Raw genomic sequence first — 18365 nt, forward strand, 5'->3', positions numbered from 1 at the left:
GTGCGTGCCGTCCAGGTGGGCGTGTGGACATTCGCGTAATTCCCCAGGAGTAAGTTCACGTAATTCCCCAGGTGCCCGTCTGGCTGGGGGGCTTGTGACCCGCCTTGTCAGAGGTCGACGCGACGCTCGGCAGCCGATGGGTCATCGACGGAGCCGTAGCGCAAGACGACGTGCGCCGGCCGGAACGGCAGGCCGTTCAGGATGGGTGCCATGACAGCGAAGAGTGCGTCGGCGTCTGGTCCGTAGGCGTAGAGGACCACCTCGCCTCCTCCGTATTCGTTTCCGTCGAACTCGCCGACGTCGGCTTGCTCGATCGCTTCGGTCAGCAGGTAATGGGACTGACGGACGACCTCCCGTTGGCTTGGCTCGCCGAGGCCGTCATCGGCCAGTCGATAGTGAGTGATGACGGCATGCTCAACGGCGTTTTCTGCTTCGTCTGTGTCGGCCATGTGGGAAACGATCTCATCCTGGACCGACGTCCTCGCCAGCCCGGCCCTCCGGGACGCGGTCCTAGGCGATCGTGGGCTTGGCAGGCTTGTCGGTCGGGTTTTTGGGCCGCTTGTTCGGGCGGTAGCTGGGGCCGTTCATGATGACCTGGTGGCTCGTGTTGATCAGCCGGTCCAGAAGTGACTCGGCGACGACGGGGTTGGGGAAGAGTGGATACCAGTCACTGGGCGCCCGGTTGCTGGTGATGATCAGGGACCGGCCCTGGCGTTCGCTGACCAGCTCGTATAGGTCGTCAGCCTGGGACGCTCCGAGCTGGCGCATGGCGAAGTCGTCGAGGATGAGCACGTCGGGCCGTACCAGTTCATGGATCCGCTTGTCCCAGGTGCGGTCCGCGTGGCAGCCGGCGAGGTCCGCAAGGATCCGGCTGGTCTTGGCGAACCGGACGTGGGCGCCCTGGCGGACCGCGAGGTGGCCGAGGGCCTGGGCGACGTGTGTCTTTCCGACCCCGACCGGGCCGAAGAGGATGACCGACTCGCCCGAATGAAGCCAGCGCAGGGCTCCGAGATCGCGGATTTGGGCGGCCGGAAGCTTCGAGGAGGCAGTGAAGTCGAACTCCTCCAGGGTGACCTGCTGCTCGAACTTCGCCCGGGTTAGACGTCGTTGGAAGGCGACGGTCTCGCGGCGGGTGATCTCGTCCTGGCAGAGGACCTGCAGGAAGTCCAGGTGCCCGAGCTCGCCGCCATGGGCCTGGGCCAGGCGGGCATCGAGGGCCCATGGCCAATTAGGAGAAGTCGGGCTGAGGAATTACATGATCCTTCATCGCCCGGTCGGCGATCTCGGTGAACTCGTGGCGGATCGATGGCAGCCGCAGCATGCGACAAGCGACGTCACTACTGCTCGACAAAGCCACTTCCGCCGACCTCACGCTGAAAACCTCAGTAGGAAGCCTGCCTTGGTTGTTCCGGCTCCTGGCGTGCTTGCCTGCGGCGGCGCTGTTCCGCGACGTCAGCCACGGGGGCGGACAGCAGCAGGGTGCGAGTGTAGGGGTGGTCGGGGGTGCGTGTGATGTGGTCGGCGTCGCCTGTTTCTACGATCTCGCCCTTGTGGATCACGGCGACCCGGTGGCTCATGCAGCGGACCACCGACAGGTCGTGGGAGACGAAGAGGTAGGACACCCCGGTCTCCTGCTGGATCTCCAGGAGGAGGTCGAGCACGGTCCGTTGCGTGGTGAGGTCGAGTGCGGACACCGGTTCGTCGCAGACGACGAGGCGAGGGCGGAGCGCGAGGGCGCGGGCGATGGCGACGCGCTGGCGCTGGCCGCCGGAGAACTCGCGCGGCAGGCGTCGCGCCGTGTCGGACGGCAGGTGGACCCGGTCGAGCAGGCCGCCGACCCGGCCGCGCGCCTCGCGGGCGTCGACGCCTTGGGCGAGGAGCGGTTCGGCGAGGGTGTCGCCGATGGTGAGGGACGGGTTCAGCGACGTGTACGGGTCCTGGAAGATGACCTGGAGGTCACGGCTGAGGGCCCGGCGGCGTGCCGTGGTCGCCGTGTCGATGCGTTCGCCGTCGAGGGTGATGGTGCCCGAGGCGACCGGCACCAGACCGAGGACGGCGCGGCCGATGGTCGTCTTGCCCGAGCCCGACTCGCCGACCAGGCCGAGGGTTTCGCCGGGCCGGATGTCGAGGTCCACCCCCTTGAGCACCTCGGTACGGGGCGCGCGCCACCCCTTGCCGGGGAACGACACCCGCACGTCCGTGACGGTCAGCAGGGCTTCGGATGCCGGTGCGCTGGTCATACGGTGGTGCTCCTTGCCTCGCGGGGCTGCCAGGGCTCCCGTGCGGGGGCGGTGTCGAGAACGGAGTCGAGCAGGGTGCGGGTGTAGTCGTCCTGCGGGTCGTGGAGCACCTGCTCGGTGGTGCCGGTCTCCACGATGCGGCCCTTGTTCATGACGGCGACCCGGTCGCAGAGGTCCGCGACGACGCCGAGGTTGTGGGTGACCAGCAGGACACCCAGGTTCCGGTCCTGCTGGAGGCGGCGCAGCAGGTCGAGGACTTCGGCCTGGACGCGGACGTCTAGGGCGGTGGTGGGTTCGTCGGCGATGAGGAGTGCGGGGTCGCAGGACATGGCGCCGGCGATGAGTACGCGTTGGGCCATGCCGCCGGATATCTCGTGCGGATAGCGGCGCATGACCTGCTCGGGGTTCGGGATCTCGACGGTGCGGAGCAGGTCGACGGCGCGATCGGCGGCCTCCTTGCGGGACAGGCCGAGGACGTGGCGCATCGGTTCGATGAGCTGGCTGCCGATGGAGAAGGCCGGGTCGAGGTTGCTCATCGGTTCCTGCGGGATGTACGCGACGGTCGCCCCGCGCAGGGCACGGTGCTCCCGCTCGGGCATCCCCACGACTTCCCGGCCCGCGACGAGGACGCTGCCGCGGGAGATCCGGCCGCCCTCGGGGAAGAGGCCGAGCACGGAGAACGCGGTCTGCGTCTTGCCGGAGCCCGACTCGCCGACCAGTCCGACGATTTCGCCGGGCCGCACGTCGAGGTCGACCTCGTGCACGACCTCCTTGTCACCGCCCTCGGGTCCGGGGTAGGCGACGGCGAGCGAGCGGATCGACAGAAGCTCGGCCCGCTCCTCGCCCGAGTCCGCGAGGGCCACGACATCGGCCGCACGGGCGGGAGTTCGCGTACGACGGGAGGCTTGCCCCGCGCGGTCCTCCAGGCAGTCCCGCAGGGCCGTGGCGATCAGCACGAGCGCGGCGTTGGTCAGGCCGAGGGCGAGTCCGGGCCACAGCAGCAGGATCGGCCGGCGCTGGATGTTCTGGAACGCCTCGTTGAGCATGGCGCCCCAGGTGGCAGAGTCGCCGCTGCCGACACCGAGGAATTCGAGGCCGGCCTGGAGGGCGATGGCAAGGCCGGACACGAGAGCGATCTGGATGATGATGGGGCCGCGGACGACTGTCAGGACGTGCCGGGCCACGATGCGGGTGTCGGAGAGCCCGGAGACGCGCGCGGCGTCGACGTACAGCTCGCCCCGGACGTTCGCGACGATGCCCCGCACCAGGCGGAAGAAGCTGGGGGAGGACAGGAATCCGAGGACGACCATCAGGACCCAGACGTTGGGGCCGAGGATGGCGCGGGAGGCGAGGAGTACGACCATGGCGGGCAGCGCCATGACGAGGTTTACGAGCCAGTTGGCGACGGAGTCGAAGCGGCCTCCGTAGTAGCCGGCGCACAGGCCGGCGGGGACGCCGAGCGTGAGCGCGATGCCGAGGGCGATGACGGCGCCGCCGAGTGTGTTGCGCCCGCCGTACAGGATCCGCGAGAGGATGTCGCGTCCCGCCGAGTCCATGCCCAGCGGGTGACCGGAGCTCGGACCGGAGAACGCGTTGGCGAGCGAGGCGGCCCCGGGGGCCTGGGGTGCGAGGAGCGGGGCGAGCAGCATCGCCGTGACCAGGAGCAGAAGGACCGTCAGGGAGACGGCGCCCAGCGGATTGCGGACGAGCTGCTGGAGGATGCCGCGGGAACGGTCGGCGTCCGCCGGCGTCTTCACGGCCGGTGCCGGATCGGCAGGGAGGTTCTCGCTCATGCGATCCTCGCCTTCGGGTTGAGCCAGCCGATCATGATGTCGACCAGGAGGTTGATCAGGACGACGCCGATGACGGTGAGCATGACGAGGGCCATGATCACGGGGATGTCGCCGCGGGTGGTGTAGGTGACGGTCATGCTGCCGAGGCCGGGCAGGCCGAAGATCTGCTCGACGAGGACGGTGCCGCCGAGCAGGCCGACGAACTGCATGCCGAGGACGGACAGGGCAGGCGCGGAGGCGTTGCGCAGGACGTGCTTGAGCACGATGCGGGACGGAGGCAGGCCGCGGGCCCGCAGCGTGCGGACGTAGTCCTGGCGCAGGACGTCGATGACGGCGCCGCGCACCTGCTGGGAGACGCCCGCCACGGAGGCGACCGACAGCGAGATCACCGGCAGCGTGACGGTGGAGAGCCAGGCGCCCAGCGACTCGGTGATCGGGGTGTATCCGATGGCGGGGAACCAGTTCAGGCGGACCGCGAAGACCAGAACGAGGATGAGTGTCACCAGGAATCCGGGCAGCGCGTAGCCGAGGACGCCGAGTATCTGGACACCGCGGTCGATGGCGCCGCCGCGGCGCACCCCGGCCCACGCGCCGAGCAGGAACGAGACGAGAGCCGTCACGAGCGTGACGCCGAGCATGAGACTCACGGTGACGGGCAGCCGGTTGGCGATGGCCTGGGAGACGTCCTCACTGGAGAACCAGGACGTGCCGAAGTCCCCGCGCACGGCGTGGGAGAGCCAGTCCGTGTACTGCACGAGGACCGGCCGGTCGAGTCCCAGCTGGGCGTTCTTGGCGTCGATGACGTCCTGCGACGCCCCTTCGCCGAGGAGTTGGCGCCCCACATCCATGTCCGGGATCGACAGAAGCACGTAGGAGAGGAACGAGATGACGAGCAGGAGCACGGCTCCTGCTGCGATCCTGCGGGTGATGAAGGTCAGCATGTGTCTCGGTATTCGTGACCGCGGCCGAATCGGCCGGCGTGAACCGCGCCGGGTGGCGTGGCCCCGCTGAGGGCGGGGCCACGTGCGGCGCGTGGGACGTCCCGCACCGCATCGGCGGACGAGATCGTGGGGCGACCCTACCTGCGGTTTTTGCCGCCGAGCAGGTGTGCCGGGAGGGATTTTAGCCAGCTGGTAAGTGATGGACGGCCTGCGGACACAATGGCTGCGCGCGCCCGACGCGGTGCCGCTGGAAGCGCTGGTACGCGACTTCCAAGGCTGGTACGGCCGTCACGTGACCGACACCGTCGGGGATCCGGTCACGGGCTGACCCTCGCGAGCACCTCGGCGGCCATGCTTCGGTGTCCCGCGGCGTTGGGGTGGAAGCCGGCGGCCTGAGGCGTCTCCTTCGGCTCGATCCAGCGCACCCCTTCGGCCTTGCAGGCGTCGTGCCCCACCGACGGGGTGTAGGTGTTGACGTAGGTCGCGCCGTAGGCGGAGGCCTGCTGGGAGAGCATGGAGTTGAGTTCCTTCTCCTTGTCGCGGAACCAGGCGAAGTCGCCTGCCGCGAAGGGGATGGCGTCTCGGCACGCGGAACCGTCGTCGGGCATGATCACTGGATAGCCGACCAGGAGCACCTGGGCCTGCGGTGAGCGGGCGTGGATCTCCTGGAGGATCGCATCGACCTTGGGAGCGGTGGCATCGATGCGCGAGCGGATCTCGTCGGTGCCGAGCAGGGTGTAACTCGTCTTGCAGGGCGACCCGTTCGGGTCGAGGTAGGCGACCAGGACACAGCGGGTACCGACTTTCTGGAGGCCCAGGTCGTTGCCGCCGATCCCCAGGGTGACCAGCGCCGTGTCCGGGCGCAGCGCGTCCAGCTGGGGAGGCACCGAGTCCTGTGGCGCGGCCATGTCGCTCGTGTCGGCTCCGGCGCAGGTCACGTCGGTGACGCCGACGGCGTGCAGGGCCCCGGCGACCAGGGAGGGGTAATTGCTGTCGGAGCGGCCGCAGTTCGGATCGACCTCGTCGGGGATGCCGAGCCCGGAGCTGTACGAGTCCCCGAGCGCCACGTAGTGCACGGGGGCGGCGGCCCGCTTGGAGTCCGAGGGGTGCACATGGTCGTCCGAGTGGGCGGCTGCAGGCTGGACGAGGGCCAGGCCCACGATTGCGGCCGTACCCACGGAAACGGCGGCACGCAGCAGAGGATGCCGGGCGCCTCCTGTGAGTGAGGACGCCAGGGATGGATGGCGCAAACGGTGCAGCGGCACAGCTGTACCTCTTCTCATGAGCGTCAAGGGCGGCATGGGCGCACGTCTTCGGCGGCACGGGTGTGCATGCCGGGTCGTCGCTCGGGGCGAGGCCGGCCGGGCTCGAAAACCATAGAGTGATCGGTTTCTAGCCGTCAATGCTTGTGCGCGCGGCAACTTGGGCGCACCTGTCCGGCGCAGTGCACCTCCGCTTGCACGGCTGAGAGCGCCTTGACAGTAAAAACCGATCACTTTACGTTTTTTGTTTGGCTGAGACTCCAGCCGTGTCGACACACCTCACCGGGCAGGCCGAATGACCCACCAGCACCATCACCCCGCCCCCGCCGCGGGCAGCGAACTGACCCTTCTTCAGAAGGCGTCGCTGACCAGCGGCGCGGGTGACTTCATCACGCAAGCAGCGGGGGATGTCCCGGCCGTGTCCTTGTCCGACGGGCCGCACGGACTGCGGCTGCCGAGGGAGCAGGGCGACGGCGGCCAGGTCGACCTGCACAGCGCGGCACCGGCCACCTGTTTCCCCCCAGCCGTCGCGCTCGGCAGCAGCTGGGACACACAGCTCGCAGGCATGGTCGGCGCCGCCATCGCCGCCGAGGCACGGGCCCACGGCGTCCACGTCGTGCTCGGTCCCGGCATCAACATCAAGCGGTCACCGCTGTGCGGACGCAACTTCGAGTACTTCTCCGAAGACCCGCTCGTCACCGCCGAGCTGGGCGGCGCAATGGTGCGCGGACTGCAGGAGGCGGGTGTCGGCGCCGCGTTGAAGCACTACGCGGCGAACAACCAGGAGACCGACCGCATGCGCGTCAGCGCCGACATCGACGAGCGGCCGCTGCGCGAGATCTACCTACGCGCCTTCGAGCGGATCGTCCGCCGGGAACGCCCCTGGTCGGTGATGGCGGCCTACAACGCGCTCAACGGCGTACCGCTGAGCGAGAACCACCGCCTCCTGACCGACATCCTGCGCACCGAGTGGAGCTTCGACGGCGTCGTGATGTCCGACTGGGGGGCCGTGCGCGACCGCGTCGCCGCGCTGCGGGCCGGACTCGACCTGCAGATGCCGGGCACGGGCGGACGGACCGACGCCGAGGTCGTGGCAGCCGTGGAGAGCGGCGAACTGGACGCCGAAGCGCTCGACCGGTCGGCCGCCAGGCTCGCCCGCTTCGCGCACCGGGCAACCGCGGCCGACGGCACCGGGGCCGGCGAGGTGTCGTACGAGGCACACCACGATCTGGCCCGGACGGCTGCCGAGCGCTGCGTCGTCCTGCTCAAGAACGACGGCGAACTCCTGCCCCTGGCCCCGGACTCCGGGACTGTCGCCGTGATCGGCGAGATGGCGCGCACCCCGCGCTTCCAGGGCGCGGGCAGTTCACAGGTCACCCCGACACAGCTGGACGTACCGCTGCACTGCCTGCGCGAGGCGGCGGACGGTGCGGACGTCACGTTCGCGGCCGGCTACGCCCTGCCCGGCGCCGACGCGGAACCGGCGGAGGACCTCGTCGAGGAGGCCGAACGGGTCGCCGCGGGCAGCGACACCGTGCTGCTCTTCCTCGGACTGCCCGCGCAGGACGAGTCGGAGGGCTTCGACCGCGACCACATCGACCTGCCCTCAGCACAGGTGCGGCTCCTGGAGCGCGTCGTCGCGGTCAACCCGCGGGTCGTGGTGGTCCTGTCCAACGGCGGTGTGGTCCGCACGGCTCCCTGGCACGACCGGGTGCCGGCGCTCGTCGAGGGCTGGCTCCTCGGTCAGGGCGGCGGCGCGGCGCTCGCCGGCGTCCTGTTCGGATCGGTCAACCCGTCGGGCCGGCTCGCCGAGACGATCCCGCTGCGCCTGGAGGACTCCCCTTCGCATCTGTCCTTCCCCGGCGAGGAGGGCCATGTCCGTTACGGGGAAGGCGTGTTCGTCGGCTACCGCGGCTACGACAAGCGCCACACCGAGGTCGCCTTCCCGTTCGGGCACGGACTGTCCTACACGACGTTCACGTACTCCGACCTGACCGTGCGGACGGGGGCCGACGGCGCGCGTCTGGATCTGCGCGTACGGGTGGCCAACACCGGGCAGCGAGCCGGGCGCGAGGTCGTACAGATCTACAGCCGGGGACCGGCGGGTAGCCGAGTGGCCTGCCCGGAGCGCGAGTTGCGCGGGTTCGCGTCCGTGGAGCTCGCGCCCGGCGAGGAGGTGGAGGTGGAGGTGCGCGTGGACCGGGCCGACCTCGCCCACTACAGCGAGCGCGAGGCGAGATGGCGTGTGGAGGGCGGTGTCCACCACTTCGAGGCGGCGGCCTCGTCCCGGGACATCAGACTCACCGCTGCGGTGACGCTCGACGCGGACCCGTCCGGAATCCTGCTGACAGGGCGCCACACCCTGGCCGAATGGCTGGAGCACCCCGTCGGCGGACCGCTCCTTGCGGAGGCGCTCGCCCGAGGCCGAACCGACGAGAGCACGGGCGCCATGGCCGATCCGGTGATGCGGCGCTTCCTCGCGGGAATTCCGCTCGACGTCATCGCCGACTTCCCGCAGAGCAGCATCACCCCCGAGGACGTGATCACGCTGTCGGCCAAGGTGGCGGCGGAGCCGGCCGACGGGAAACCCCGGACCGATGATGACAAGTGAGGGCGCCGCGGTGATCGAGGGCGAGGCAGCGCCTGGCTGGGAACCGGTGCTCGACGCGTTCGCCGACGCCCAGGCGCGGGACCCCGGTTCGGCACAGCTCGCGGTCTACCAGCGCGGGCACCTCGTGGTCGACACATGGACGGCCGCCGAAGGGGCGGGCACCCGCCCCTTCGGGCCCGACTCGGTGGGCGTGCTGATGTCCGTGACCAAGGGGTTAGCGGCCGTCTGCGTCCAGATGCTCAGCCAGAACGGCGAGCTCGATGTCGCAGACCCGGTCTCCCGCTACTGGCCCGAGTTCGCCCGCAACGGCAAGGCCGGAACGACGGTCGCCGATCTCCTCACCCACAGTGCGGGGCTGCCGGCGTTCACCGGTGACCCGGCCGATGCCGCCGGCGTCGATCTGCTCGACTGGGACGCGTGCGCGGCCCGGCTTGCGGACGCGCGGCCGATGTGGCGGCCCGGCAGCGCCTTCCACTACCACCCGCTCACCTACGGCCACTTGGTCGGCGAGGTGGTGCGCAGGGTCACCGGCTCCACCGTCGGGTCCTACTTCGCGGCCGAGGTCGCCGCCCCGCTCGGGCTCGACCTGTGGATCGGACTTCCACCGCACGAAGACCACAGGTTCGTGCACCAGCACCACCCCGGATCGCCGCCCACGCCTGCGGAGTTGACCGCAGCGCTGCACTCCGTCGGCCTCACACCAGACGACGGGCTCGCCCGCTCGATCCTGGCGTCCATGGCCGAACTCGCCTCCGTGACCTCCGCTTTCCGCTCCCGGCAGGGCCGCGCCGCCGAGATTCCCGCGGCGGGCGGCATCGGCAACGCCCGCAGCCTGGCCCGGCTCTACGCGGCTCTCATCGGCCACGTCGACGGTGTGCGGCTGCTGTCGCCGCTGACCGTGGAGCGGGCACGGGCACCCCGCACCGACCACCTGCCCGCGCCGGCACCGCTGCGCCGCCCCGCACACACGCACCCGGCCCGCTTCGGCCTCGGCTTCGAACTCCCGCGACGAGGCCTGCCGATGCTCGGCGAGGGCTCTTTCGGCCACGCCGGGGCGGGTGGCCCTCTGGGCATGGCGCACCCGGAGAGCGGCCTGGCCGTGGGCTACACCTGCACGGAGATGACGTGGGACGGTTCACAGGGCCCCGACCCGCGCTGGATTCCGTGGACCCGGGCCATCCACCGGGCCGCGGGGCTGACCACCGGCTTGTGGTGAACGTCCGAGGCCAAGCAACAATGCACAGAGTGCTGGAGGCGGTGTCCGCCTCCAGCACTCTGTGCATCTCTCGCAGCAGAACCGTCACTCCTCATCCGGTTTCGCCGACAGCAGGCTCATCACGTCCTCGATGGGCTGCTCCATGTCGGTGGACCGGTCGATCAGCCACTGCAGCTGAATTCCGTCGGCCAGCGCGAGGAACAGCACAGCGAGGCGCTCTGGCGGGATGTCCGAGTGCAGTGCGCCCTCGTCCATCCTCCGGCGCAGATAGTCCGCCGTGCGTTCGCGCATCGTCGGATAGCGCTCGGCGAAGAGGGCGTGCGCCGGATGCTTTGGATCGCTCGCGGCCGCCGCCATGGACACGAACAGCTCGACGAGTCCGGGCGTGCTCGCGCTCTCCCGGATGATCTCGCGGTAGCTCTTCGGGTCCGCCCGCTCCGCGTGCCGGATCCTGGCCGTCTCGTCACGCATCCGCAGGACCTGCGTCAGCAGATCCTCCTTCGAGTCGAAGTAGTGCATGAGACCCGGCAGGCTCAGGTTGCACTTGGCCGCCACCTTCCGCAGCGAGGTGCCGCGGTATCCCTCGCTCGCGAAGATCTCCAACGCCGCGTGCAGGATCTCGGCGCGCTTCGCCTCGCCCTTCTCGTACGGGCCCCGTTTTGCCATGTCAACCAGCCTAGCGTGCGCTGAGCGCGCTGGCCGGGGCGTGCGGGATGCGGCCCGAGCGGGCGAGCGCGCCGAGCCGGCGGGCCGAGTCCTTGGGGGTGCGGGCGAAGGTGTCCGGGTCGACCGCGATCAGTCCGAACGTCGGCCGGAAGGTGCCCCATTCGTAGTTGTCGAGGGCGCTCCAGTGGAGGTATCCACGTACGTCGATGCCGTCGGCCATGGCCGACGCGAGGCTCTCCAGAGCGCGGGTGGTGTAGTCGACGCGGCGCTCGTCGTCGCCGGTCGCGATGCCGTTCTCCGTGACCATGACGGGTACGCCGGGGCCGACCACGTCGACGGTGTGCCGTACGGCCTCGCCCAGCGCCTCGGGATAGTACTCCCAGCCGGTCAGCGTCGTCTCGGCGCCTTCGGGAACGGGCAGCGGCCCGTCCGCGCCGATGAGGTGGCGCGTGTAGGCCTGTACGCCGATCCAGTCGTCGTCACGCGCGGCCTCGAGGAACACGTCCTCACGCGAAAACGCGTACGCCGCCGCCACGTTTTCGGCCCCCGGTTCGGCCTGGTACACCTGGTTGGCGACCGTCCAGCCGACCTGCAGCCCCAGACCGGCGTCGTGCAGGACCTCGGTCGCGGCGTGGTGGGCGCGGATGAGGGCCTCGGTGACGTCCGCGGCCGGCTCGACGGAGGCAAAGCCCGCCGCGGCCCCGGTGCCACCCGCGTCCTTCTCGGTGGCACGGCGGTACAGGGCGGACATCAGGGCCACCATGTTGGGCTCGTTGATCGTGGCCACGTACTTCACCCCGGCACGCAGGACCTCGAGCGCCGTCCGGGTGTACTGCGCGAACACCTCGGCGGAGTCCGGCGCCGCCCAGCCTCCCCGCGCGTGGAACCACTGGGGACAGGTGAAGTGGTGCAGGGTCACGACCGGGGTGAGACCGCGCTCGATCGCCCCGCGGACCATGTCCCGGTAGTGCGCCAGGGCGGCACGCGAGACGCGGCCCTGCACCGGCTCGACGCGTGCCCACTCGATGCTGAACCGGTAGGAGTTGAAGCCGAGTTCGCGCAGGAGGTCCATGTCCTCGGGCCAGCGGTGAAAACTGTCGGCGGCGTCCCCGCTCGGCTCGGTCACGAAGGTGTCCGGCCGGTTCTCGAAGGCCCACCAGTCGCTCCCCGTGTTGTTGCCCTCGACCTGGTGGGCTGAGGTGGCCGCACCCATCAGGAAGCCATCCGGCAGGACGAGTTCGGACTGCGCTGAGGACGTCATACGGCCACCCCTGAAAAGCGTTCGTTGATCGGTTTTCGTGTTAGCGTACAGGCGGGGCCGGTCGGAGAGGAAGTGGCGCCGGGACGAACGCGCGGCCCGGCCGGTCCGCCCGCCCGGGGGCGCTGTAACGCCGTACCTGACGAGCCGGCGGCCGGACCCCCGGGCCTTCGGACCTGCCGGTGGAGGACTTCATGAACGCCGTCATCCCCAGCCCAACCGGGCAAGCCGCTCTGGGCGGCACCGGATCACTTGCGGCCGCAGGGCCCTGGCGCGTCCGGGCTGACCGCTCCTTGAGCGAGGTCGCCGACACCATACGGGCCCTGCTGGCACCGCACCTCGGCGCGCGGCTGCTGCCCGACGGCGACCCGCGCGAACCCGGCAGCGAGATCGTCCTGACCCTCGACGCGAACGGCGTCCCGCTCGCCCGGACCGTCGGAGTCGCACCGGCCGGCACGGCGGAACCGGCCGACGAGGCCTATGCCCTCACTGTCGGGGCCGACGGGATCACCTGCCGGGCGCGCACACCCGAGGGCATCTTCCGCGCGGCGGCCAGCGCCGCCCAACTGCTCCTGACGACACCGTCCGACGGCGCGATCGAGGCCCAGCGGCTGTGGGACGCGCCCCACTACGCGTGGCGTGGCCTCATGATCGACCCGGCACGCAGCTTCGTCACGCCCGACGAGGTGCGCCAGATCATCGACCTCGCCGCCCTCTACAAACTGAACGTGCTGCACCTGCACCTCACCGACAACGAGGGCTGGCGCCTCGCGGTGCCGTCGCTCCCCGCACTGACGGCCGATGCGGACGCGTCCGATCCCGGTGCTTCCGGTCCAGGTTCGCCCGATCCGGGCGCGTCCACGGCAGCGGCCTTCTACTCGGCCGACGAATACCGCGACCTCCAGGCGTACGCGACGCGGCGCTTCGTCACGATCGTTCCCGAGATCGACCTCCCGGGTCACTGCGCGGCACTGCGGGCCGCGCTGCCGGACCTCCCGCCCGCTCCTGCCCCCGAAGGGCTGGCGGACCGCTTCCCCTTCGTGCCCCCGCTCGACCTCGCCGACGCGGCCACGCACTCCGCGGTCTCCGCCGTTCTCGCCGACGTGTGCGCCCTCACGGACGGCCCGTTCGTGCACATCGGGTGCGACGAAGCCGTAGGCATCACGGCCGACGCCTTCAAGGCCGCGGTGCACGAACTGCGCAGCATCACACGGAAGTTCGGCAAGCGCCCGGTGGCTTGGCAGGAGTCGTCGCGGGCCGGCTCCGGGCCCGAGGACATCGCGCAGTTCTGGGTCGACGTGCCGATGATGGACCTCCCGGCCTCCGCCGAGGAACTCGTCACCCGGCCCGAACTGGCCGCGTCCGGCATGACGATGGAGATCGCCTCGGCGCTCAGGACCTTCTTCGCCCCGTCCGACCACGACATCGAGCGCGTCCTCGCGGGCGGCGGCCGGCTGCTGCTCTCCCCGCAGTCCCATCTGTACCTCGACCGGCGTTACGCGGCCGAGGTGACGCCTCCCGCCCAGGCGGAGGTGGCGGCCCGCCTCGGCTTCCCCCACTACCTCCCGCGCGATGTCCGGCACACGGCGTCCTGGGACCCGGCCTCGCACGGCATCCCCGACGAGTCGGTCGCGGGCGTCGAGGCGACTCTGTTCGGCGAGACTCTGCGGGGCATCGACGACCTCACGACGCTGCTCCTGCCGCGACTCGGCTCGGTCGCCGAGACGGCCTGGTCGGGCCGGCCTCCCCTGTGGGCCGAGTACCGCGGGCGCATCGCGTGCCATGGGCCGCTCTGGCGCGAGCGCGGTCTCGTCCACTTCGCCGCCGAGGACGTGCCCTGGGCGTGATTGCACCAAAACGGGGGCGCCTCCACCGCGGACTGCAGTGGAGACGCCCCCGTCGTGTCATTCGGTTCAGGACTTGGCGGGCGTGTAGTTGTAGATCGACGGCACGGCCATCCCGGACTGCGGCACGACCTTCACGTCCTTGCTCGACACGATCAGGAAGCTCGTCCGGTAGAAGGGGGCGAACCAGCCCTCCTTGACCAGGTGCTTGTTGAGCGTGCGCGAGGCGTCGTCACCGGCCTTGGTGCCACTGGCCGCCTGGACCTGCGGAAGCAGCTTCTTCACGGTCGGGTCGCTGGTGGCGAAGGGGTTGAAAGCCCCCGGTACCACGAGGTCGTTCATCGTCACCCAGTCGATGGGGGACTGGCCGATGTTCATGACCATGCCGGAGTAGGCCCGCTCCCGGAAGATCTTCTGCAGGGCGGTGGCGGCGTCGAGCTGGTCCCATTTGACCTTGACTCCCACGGCCTTGAAGTCGGCCTCGATCGACGACGCCAGCGCGTCGTTGACGATGGCGGAGATCCGCGGCAGTTTCAGTGTGAAGCCCTTTGCGTAACCGGCCTGCGCAAGCAGCTTCCTGGCCTTGGCCGGGTCGTGGGGGTAGTACGTGTCCAGGCTTTTGTCGTACGCCTTCGTCTCGGGACCGAAGACTTGGTCCGTGATCTCGGCATGGCCGCCGCGGATCTTCTCGAGCATCGTCTTGCGGTCCAGGGCGTAGTTGAGTGCCTGCCGCACCCGCACGTCCTTGAGCTGGGGTGTCAGCACGCCGCCGCGATCGAAGAGCAGCAGCCCCTGGAAGTCGAAGCTGTGCTTGATCTTGGTGAGGTTGGTGTCGGGCTCGACGGACGTCTGCTGGTTGGCGTCTTGGAGGACGGCGCTGTCGAGCTGGCCCGTCTTGAGGCCGTTGACGACGGCGGTCTCGTTGTCGAAGACGCTGATCGTCAGGGTCTTGTAAGGGAGTTCGTCGCCCCAGTAGTCCTTCTTGCGGTCGAAGACGTACTTGGAGCCGATCGCCGTTTTGCCCTTGTCGAGGGTGTAGGGGCCGGTCCCGACCGGCTTCGTCTTGAGGGAGCCGTCGGCCAGCTTCTTCGGGCTCGCCATCAGTCCGGGCCCGTCGCTCAGGTAGAAGAGCATTCCCGGGTCGGGGCCCGTCAGCTCCAGCGTGAGGTGCGTCGCGTCGGTCACTTTGACGTTCTTGAGCGTGGTGAGGTACTTCGCCCCGCCGCCTCCGCCGCCCTTGAAGTGCTCCAGGTTGGCCTTGACCGCCTGCGCGTCGAAGGCGGTCCCGTCGCTGAACTTCACGCCTTCTCGCAGGGTGAGTGAGAGCTTGGTTCGGCTCTTGTTGTATGTCCACTTGGTGGCGAGCATCGGTTTGTACGTGCCGTCGGGGGCCCGCTTGATGAGGGTGTCGTAGACCGCCTGGAAGTACGGCAGGGCGCCGCCGAGCGCGGTCGCCGGGTCCAGGCTCTGGGCGTTTGTGAGGGTGGCGATGTCGAGTTCCGCCGTGCTGGCGGTGGCGGAACCAGGGTCCGTGCCGCAGCCCGTGAGTACCAGGGACAGAGCCGTGGCGCCAGCCGTCAATGCCCCTATGCGGGCAGAAATCCTCATGCTGTTCTCCGTCTGGAGGGCCGGGCGGCAGACGTCTCCCGGCAAGGTGTCATGCGGCAGCCGGACGGCAACGCTCCGCCGACAGGCTCTTCAACGCTCGAAAACCATATGGTGATCGGTTTCTAAACGTCAATGCGCCAGCCGCGAAGTGCTGGCGAGTTCGCCGCCCAGCGCGGTCGCCCGACGCTCGCCTGCGATGTGCCGGTTTGGTGTCAGTGGGCGGGTGTCAGTGACGGCATGTCAGGTCGGGGCTGTTTTGCTGGTCGGGTGTTGAGGTAGAGCGCGGTCACTGACACGGGGCGGTGTCTGGGGCGGGCGTGGCTGTCATGGAGCGGTACACCACGCGCCTGCACCCTCGACGGCGGCAAGGTCTGGAGGTCGGTCAAGGCCCACGCCCTCAACGCCCGGGGCCACTACCGCCTCACCGTCCCCGGCGTCGGCCTGACTGCCGGAACCTGGCTCGGAGTACGGTTCTCTGCCCAGGACCGTGCCGAGAACTCTGTGGTCCAGACGCTGCTGCGAGCCGCGGTCCGCTGACGCACGGATGATCTCGAAGGGGGCCGGCCCCGGGAATTTTTCCCGCGGCGGCCCCGTCGTCCGCCTCGGTGGCCACCCGGACCGACTCCTCGAACAGTTCCAGGGCCTTTGCGTGGTCGCCGGTGTTGCGGTGCATCTGGGCGATGCCGGACATCGCCCAGACCATGTGCCGGGGTTCGCCGTGGGACCGGCCCTGTTCGAGCAGTTCCTCGTGGAGGGCGGCGACCGCCGCGTAGTCGCCCTGGATCCGTCCGGTCTCCGCCAGGCCCGCCAGGGCGTAGCCGTGGGCCAGCCGGTCGTCGCTGCCGGCGGCCAGGGTCACGGCGTGCCCGAGCAGGCGCCGTGCCAGACGCAGCGAGCCGCACTGGCGGGCGAGCGTGCCGCCGCTCCACAGCGCCCACGCCATCGCCCCCGTGTGCCCGGCGGTCCGCGCGCTGCGATAGCTGCCGCGCCACGCGTACGCGGCCGAGCCGCCGGTTCGCCTCGGCGAGCGCCAGTGCCGCGCGGGCCCGCTCCAGGGGGCTGCCCGCCGTGTCGAGGGACCGGCCCGCCGCCGCGCGCACGTCCTCGTAGGAGGAGTTCACCCCGAGGGTCGTGCGCAACTCGCCCTGATACTCCGGGGCGAATGCCTTTCCGTACATGTAGCCGTGTCCCTTCGCCGGTCCCGTCGTGCCGCTGCGTTCTGATCAAGAACGTACGAGCGGCGAGGGTCCCGGCGGATCCGTCCACGTATGTGTTGTGCGGTACGACTTGAGTGCTACCGGGCGTCGGCCGGTCATCACATGGATGTACGGGAAGTGCGGAAGGCCGCCCGTCTCCGAGGGGGTGGGGAGGCGGGCGGCCTGGTCCTTGTTTCCTGGATGGCCCTGCTCGTCGGTCGCGCTACTCGTCGATCGCCGCCCCGAACAGCGCGTCCGTGGACGGCGCGTCGAGCGAGCCCGCGCCGTACGTCCACGAGCCGGAGGCCGTGACGCCGCCGGAACCTGCCGAGAACACCCAGACCACACCGTCGTTCGTGTTCTCGCCCGGCGCCGCGGCGAGCAGGCCGAAGCGGCCGTCGCGGTTCGGGTCGGTGAGGCGGACCTGACCGCCCCACTTGTCGCCCTTCTCGGGCACGCCGGGCACGTTCGCCGAGTTCTGGTCCCAGGACTGCGCGCCGGTCGCGGTCAGGCCCGTCGACGCCCCGCGCAGCACCCACACCGCGCCCGCGTCGGCGACCGTGCCGATGTCCTCGCCGGCCGCGCCGATCGCCACGTCGGCGTACCCGTCCCCGTTCGTGTCCGCGACGGACAGATCGGTGCCCCAGCCGTCACCGCGCTCGGCGGTGCCGGGCACGCCCGCGGAGTCCTGCGTCCACCACTGCACGTCGGGCGAAGGCCCGTCGGGGCCGCCGAGGCGCACGCCCACGAGGCCGCCGGTCATCGAAGCGCCGCCGTCGTCGGGGGAGTTGGGCTCACCGGTCACCAGGTCGTCGTATCCGTCGCCGTCGATGTCGCCCGAGGCCGCGACGGGTCCGCCGCGCAGATCGCGCTCGTACGTCAGCCCGTCGGCGTGCCCGGACAGGTACGACGACCAGCCGTGGCCCGGCTCCGAGCCCGCTGTCACGCCCGAGACGACGAGGTCGGCGAAGCCGTTGTTGTCGTAGTCCCCGGAGGTCAGCGACGAGGGCACGATGTCGCGCTCGTCGGCGAGTTCGGAAAGGCGGCTCGTCGAGCGGCGCTCCAGCGGTGCCTTCGACGCGGGCTGTGGCGCGGAGTCGTAGGCGAAGAGCTCCAGGTCGTCGCGGTCGAGGACGGCGAGGACATCGCCCGGCGTGTCGTTCGTGAAGTGCGCCGCCGTGATGCCGGCGCCGAACTTCTCGCCGGCGGTGGGTTCCTGGGTCTCCAGCCAGTCGCTTGCGGCGCCGGTCAGGCCGGTCTTGGAACCCCAGAGGACGGCCACTCCGCCCGCGTCCGCGGTGGTACCGATGTCCTCGCCGGGGATGCCGACGATCGCGTCGTCGTAGCCGTCCCCGTCCAGGTCGCCCGTGGCCACGGCCTTCCCGAACGCGTCACCGGTCTCGGCCGCGCCGGCCACACCGGAGGTGGACTGGCTGAAGCGGGCGACGTCGGTGGTCCCGATGCCCCTAGACGACCCGTACTGCACGGTGACGAGGCCGGCGCCCTTCTTCCCGCTGACCGTCGCGCCGGGCGCGCCGACGAGGACGTCCTCGTAACCGTCGCCGTTGAAATCGCTGTTGCGGTCATTGGCGTGCGTGCCGCCCGGGGTTCCGGCGGAGGCGGAGGGGGCGGTGGCGATGGCCGCGCCGGACAGAAGGAGGAATGACGCCGCGGCCAGGGCGGCGGAACGGTTCTTGCGCACGAGCGGCTCCCGAGGAGAAGGACGGCCG

The 18365-nt window shown here is 70.2% G+C and carries 14 protein-coding genes and 1 pseudogene; 4 read left to right on the forward strand and 11 right to left on the reverse strand.

What is annotated here, in order from left to right; translation table 11 throughout:
- Window positions 1–107 precede the first annotated feature (107 nt).
- From ACIPWY_RS06565 to ACIPWY_RS06585, 5 genes are all read right to left on the reverse strand, one after another.
- A complete protein-coding gene (locus ACIPWY_RS06565; protein ID WP_393698834.1) occupies window positions 108–449 on the reverse strand; it encodes a hypothetical protein in 342 nt (113 codons plus the stop codon).
- A 61-nt stretch (window positions 450–510) separates the two neighbouring features.
- A complete protein-coding gene (istB, locus tag ACIPWY_RS06570; RefSeq protein WP_393699018.1) occupies window positions 511–1203 on the reverse strand; it encodes an IS21-like element helper ATPase IstB in 693 nt (230 codons plus the stop codon).
- 179 nt (window positions 1204–1382) lie between these two features.
- Window positions 1383–2240, reverse strand: coding sequence for an ATP-binding cassette domain-containing protein (locus ACIPWY_RS06575; protein ID WP_362900293.1), 858 nt, complete (start codon window positions 2238–2240; stop codon window positions 1383–1385).
- Window positions 2237–4033 carry a dipeptide/oligopeptide/nickel ABC transporter permease/ATP-binding protein gene (locus ACIPWY_RS06580; RefSeq protein ID WP_393698836.1) on the reverse strand — a complete coding sequence of 599 codons (1797 nt, stop codon included), beginning with the start codon at window positions 4031–4033 and terminating at the stop codon, window positions 2237–2239. Before ACIPWY_RS06580 ends, ACIPWY_RS06575 begins: the two co-directional genes overlap by 4 nt.
- Window positions 4030–4974, reverse strand: a complete 945-nt coding sequence (locus ACIPWY_RS06585) for an ABC transporter permease (protein ID WP_393698838.1) — start codon at window positions 4972–4974, stop codon at window positions 4030–4032. Before ACIPWY_RS06585 ends, ACIPWY_RS06580 begins: the two co-directional genes overlap by 4 nt.
- A gap of 196 nt (window positions 4975–5170) precedes the next feature.
- Between ACIPWY_RS06585 and ACIPWY_RS06590 the strand changes: the two genes are divergently transcribed.
- The gene (locus ACIPWY_RS06590) at window positions 5171–5302 is read left to right on the forward strand and encodes a hypothetical protein (RefSeq protein ID WP_401532383.1); all 132 of its coding nucleotides are present in this window, start codon (window positions 5171–5173) and stop codon (window positions 5300–5302) included.
- Here the strand turns inward: ACIPWY_RS06590 and ACIPWY_RS06595 are convergent.
- Complete coding sequence (locus ACIPWY_RS06595; RefSeq protein ID WP_393698841.1) at window positions 5292–6257, reverse strand: SGNH/GDSL hydrolase family protein; 966 nt, start codon at window positions 6255–6257, stop codon at window positions 5292–5294. The genes ACIPWY_RS06590 and ACIPWY_RS06595 overlap by 11 nt on opposite strands.
- Window positions 6258–6531: 274 nt before the next feature.
- On the opposite strand from ACIPWY_RS06595, the gene ACIPWY_RS06600 reads away from it, so the two are divergent.
- Both ACIPWY_RS06600 and ACIPWY_RS06605 read left to right on the forward strand, forming a co-directional pair.
- Window positions 6532–8847, forward strand: coding sequence for a beta-glucosidase (locus ACIPWY_RS06600; protein WP_393698843.1), 2316 nt, complete (start codon window positions 6532–6534; stop codon window positions 8845–8847).
- The gene (locus tag ACIPWY_RS06605; RefSeq protein ID WP_362900282.1) at window positions 8834–10063 is read left to right on the forward strand and encodes a serine hydrolase domain-containing protein; all 1230 of its coding nucleotides are present in this window, start codon (window positions 8834–8836) and stop codon (window positions 10061–10063) included. Before ACIPWY_RS06600 ends, ACIPWY_RS06605 begins: the two co-directional genes overlap by 14 nt.
- An 84-nt stretch (window positions 10064–10147) precedes the next feature.
- Here the strand turns inward: ACIPWY_RS06605 and ACIPWY_RS06610 are convergent, their stop codons facing one another.
- Window positions 10148–10729 (reverse strand): TetR/AcrR family transcriptional regulator, encoded by a 582-nt coding sequence (locus ACIPWY_RS06610; protein ID WP_362900281.1) that lies wholly within the window; start codon window positions 10727–10729, stop codon window positions 10148–10150.
- Between the two features lie 10 nt (window positions 10730–10739).
- The gene (locus ACIPWY_RS06615; protein WP_362900279.1) at window positions 10740–11990 is read right to left on the reverse strand and encodes a family 1 glycosylhydrolase; all 1251 of its coding nucleotides are present in this window, start codon (window positions 11988–11990) and stop codon (window positions 10740–10742) included.
- A gap of 191 nt (window positions 11991–12181) precedes the next feature.
- Here ACIPWY_RS06615 and ACIPWY_RS06620 point away from each other — a divergent pair, with 191 nt between their 5' ends.
- Entirely contained in the window at window positions 12182–13834 is a 1653-nt protein-coding gene (locus tag ACIPWY_RS06620) for a family 20 glycosylhydrolase (RefSeq protein ID WP_362900277.1), read from the forward strand.
- Window positions 13835–13900: 66 nt separating this feature from the next.
- Here ACIPWY_RS06620 and ACIPWY_RS06625 read toward each other — a convergent pair whose 3' ends face one another.
- The 3 genes and pseudogenes from ACIPWY_RS06625 to ACIPWY_RS06635 form a co-directional block, all read right to left on the reverse strand.
- A complete protein-coding gene (locus tag ACIPWY_RS06625; RefSeq protein WP_362900275.1) occupies window positions 13901–15439 on the reverse strand; it encodes an ABC transporter substrate-binding protein in 1539 nt (512 codons plus the stop codon).
- A gap of 592 nt (window positions 15440–16031) precedes the next feature.
- A pseudogene (locus ACIPWY_RS06630) lies at window positions 16032–16617 on the reverse strand (tetratricopeptide repeat protein); the annotation flags it as partial.
- Between the two features lie 241 nt (window positions 16618–16858).
- The gene (locus ACIPWY_RS06635; RefSeq protein ID WP_362900263.1) at window positions 16859–18337 is read right to left on the reverse strand and encodes an esterase; all 1479 of its coding nucleotides are present in this window, start codon (window positions 18335–18337) and stop codon (window positions 16859–16861) included.
- Window positions 18338–18365 lie beyond the last annotated feature (28 nt).

Source organism: Streptomyces sp. NPDC090032, assembly GCF_044748025.1.
Taxonomy (GTDB): domain Bacteria; phylum Actinomycetota; class Actinomycetes; order Streptomycetales; family Streptomycetaceae; genus Streptomyces.

What these genes read in the sequence shown, in the direction of transcription:
- ACIPWY_RS06565 (WP_393698834.1), bottom strand. Translation starts at nt 449, where the DNA reads ATGGCCGACACAGACGAAGCAGAAAACGCCGTTGAGCATGCCGTCATC.
- ACIPWY_RS06575 (WP_362900293.1), bottom strand. Translation starts at nt 2,240, where the DNA reads ATGACCAGCGCACCGGCATCCGAAGCCCTGCTGACCGTCACGGACGTG.
- ACIPWY_RS06580 (WP_393698836.1), bottom strand. Translation starts at nt 4,033, where the DNA reads ATGAGCGAGAACCTCCCTGCCGATCCGGCACCGGCCGTGAAGACGCCG.
- ACIPWY_RS06585 (WP_393698838.1), bottom strand. Translation starts at nt 4,974, where the DNA reads ATGCTGACCTTCATCACCCGCAGGATCGCAGCAGGAGCCGTGCTCCTG.
- ACIPWY_RS06595 (WP_393698841.1), bottom strand. Translation starts at nt 6,257, where the DNA reads ATGAGAAGAGGTACAGCTGTGCCGCTGCACCGTTTGCGCCATCCATCC.
- ACIPWY_RS06600 (WP_393698843.1), top strand. Translation starts at nt 6,532, where the DNA reads ATGACCCACCAGCACCATCACCCCGCCCCCGCCGCGGGCAGCGAACTG.
- ACIPWY_RS06605 (WP_362900282.1), top strand. Translation starts at nt 8,834, where the DNA reads ATGATGACAAGTGAGGGCGCCGCGGTGATCGAGGGCGAGGCAGCGCCT.
- ACIPWY_RS06610 (WP_362900281.1), bottom strand. Translation starts at nt 10,729, where the DNA reads ATGGCAAAACGGGGCCCGTACGAGAAGGGCGAGGCGAAGCGCGCCGAG.
- ACIPWY_RS06615 (WP_362900279.1), bottom strand. Translation starts at nt 11,990, where the DNA reads ATGACGTCCTCAGCGCAGTCCGAACTCGTCCTGCCGGATGGCTTCCTG.
- ACIPWY_RS06620 (WP_362900277.1), top strand. Translation starts at nt 12,182, where the DNA reads ATGAACGCCGTCATCCCCAGCCCAACCGGGCAAGCCGCTCTGGGCGGC.
- ACIPWY_RS06625 (WP_362900275.1), bottom strand. Translation starts at nt 15,439, where the DNA reads ATGAGGATTTCTGCCCGCATAGGGGCATTGACGGCTGGCGCCACGGCT.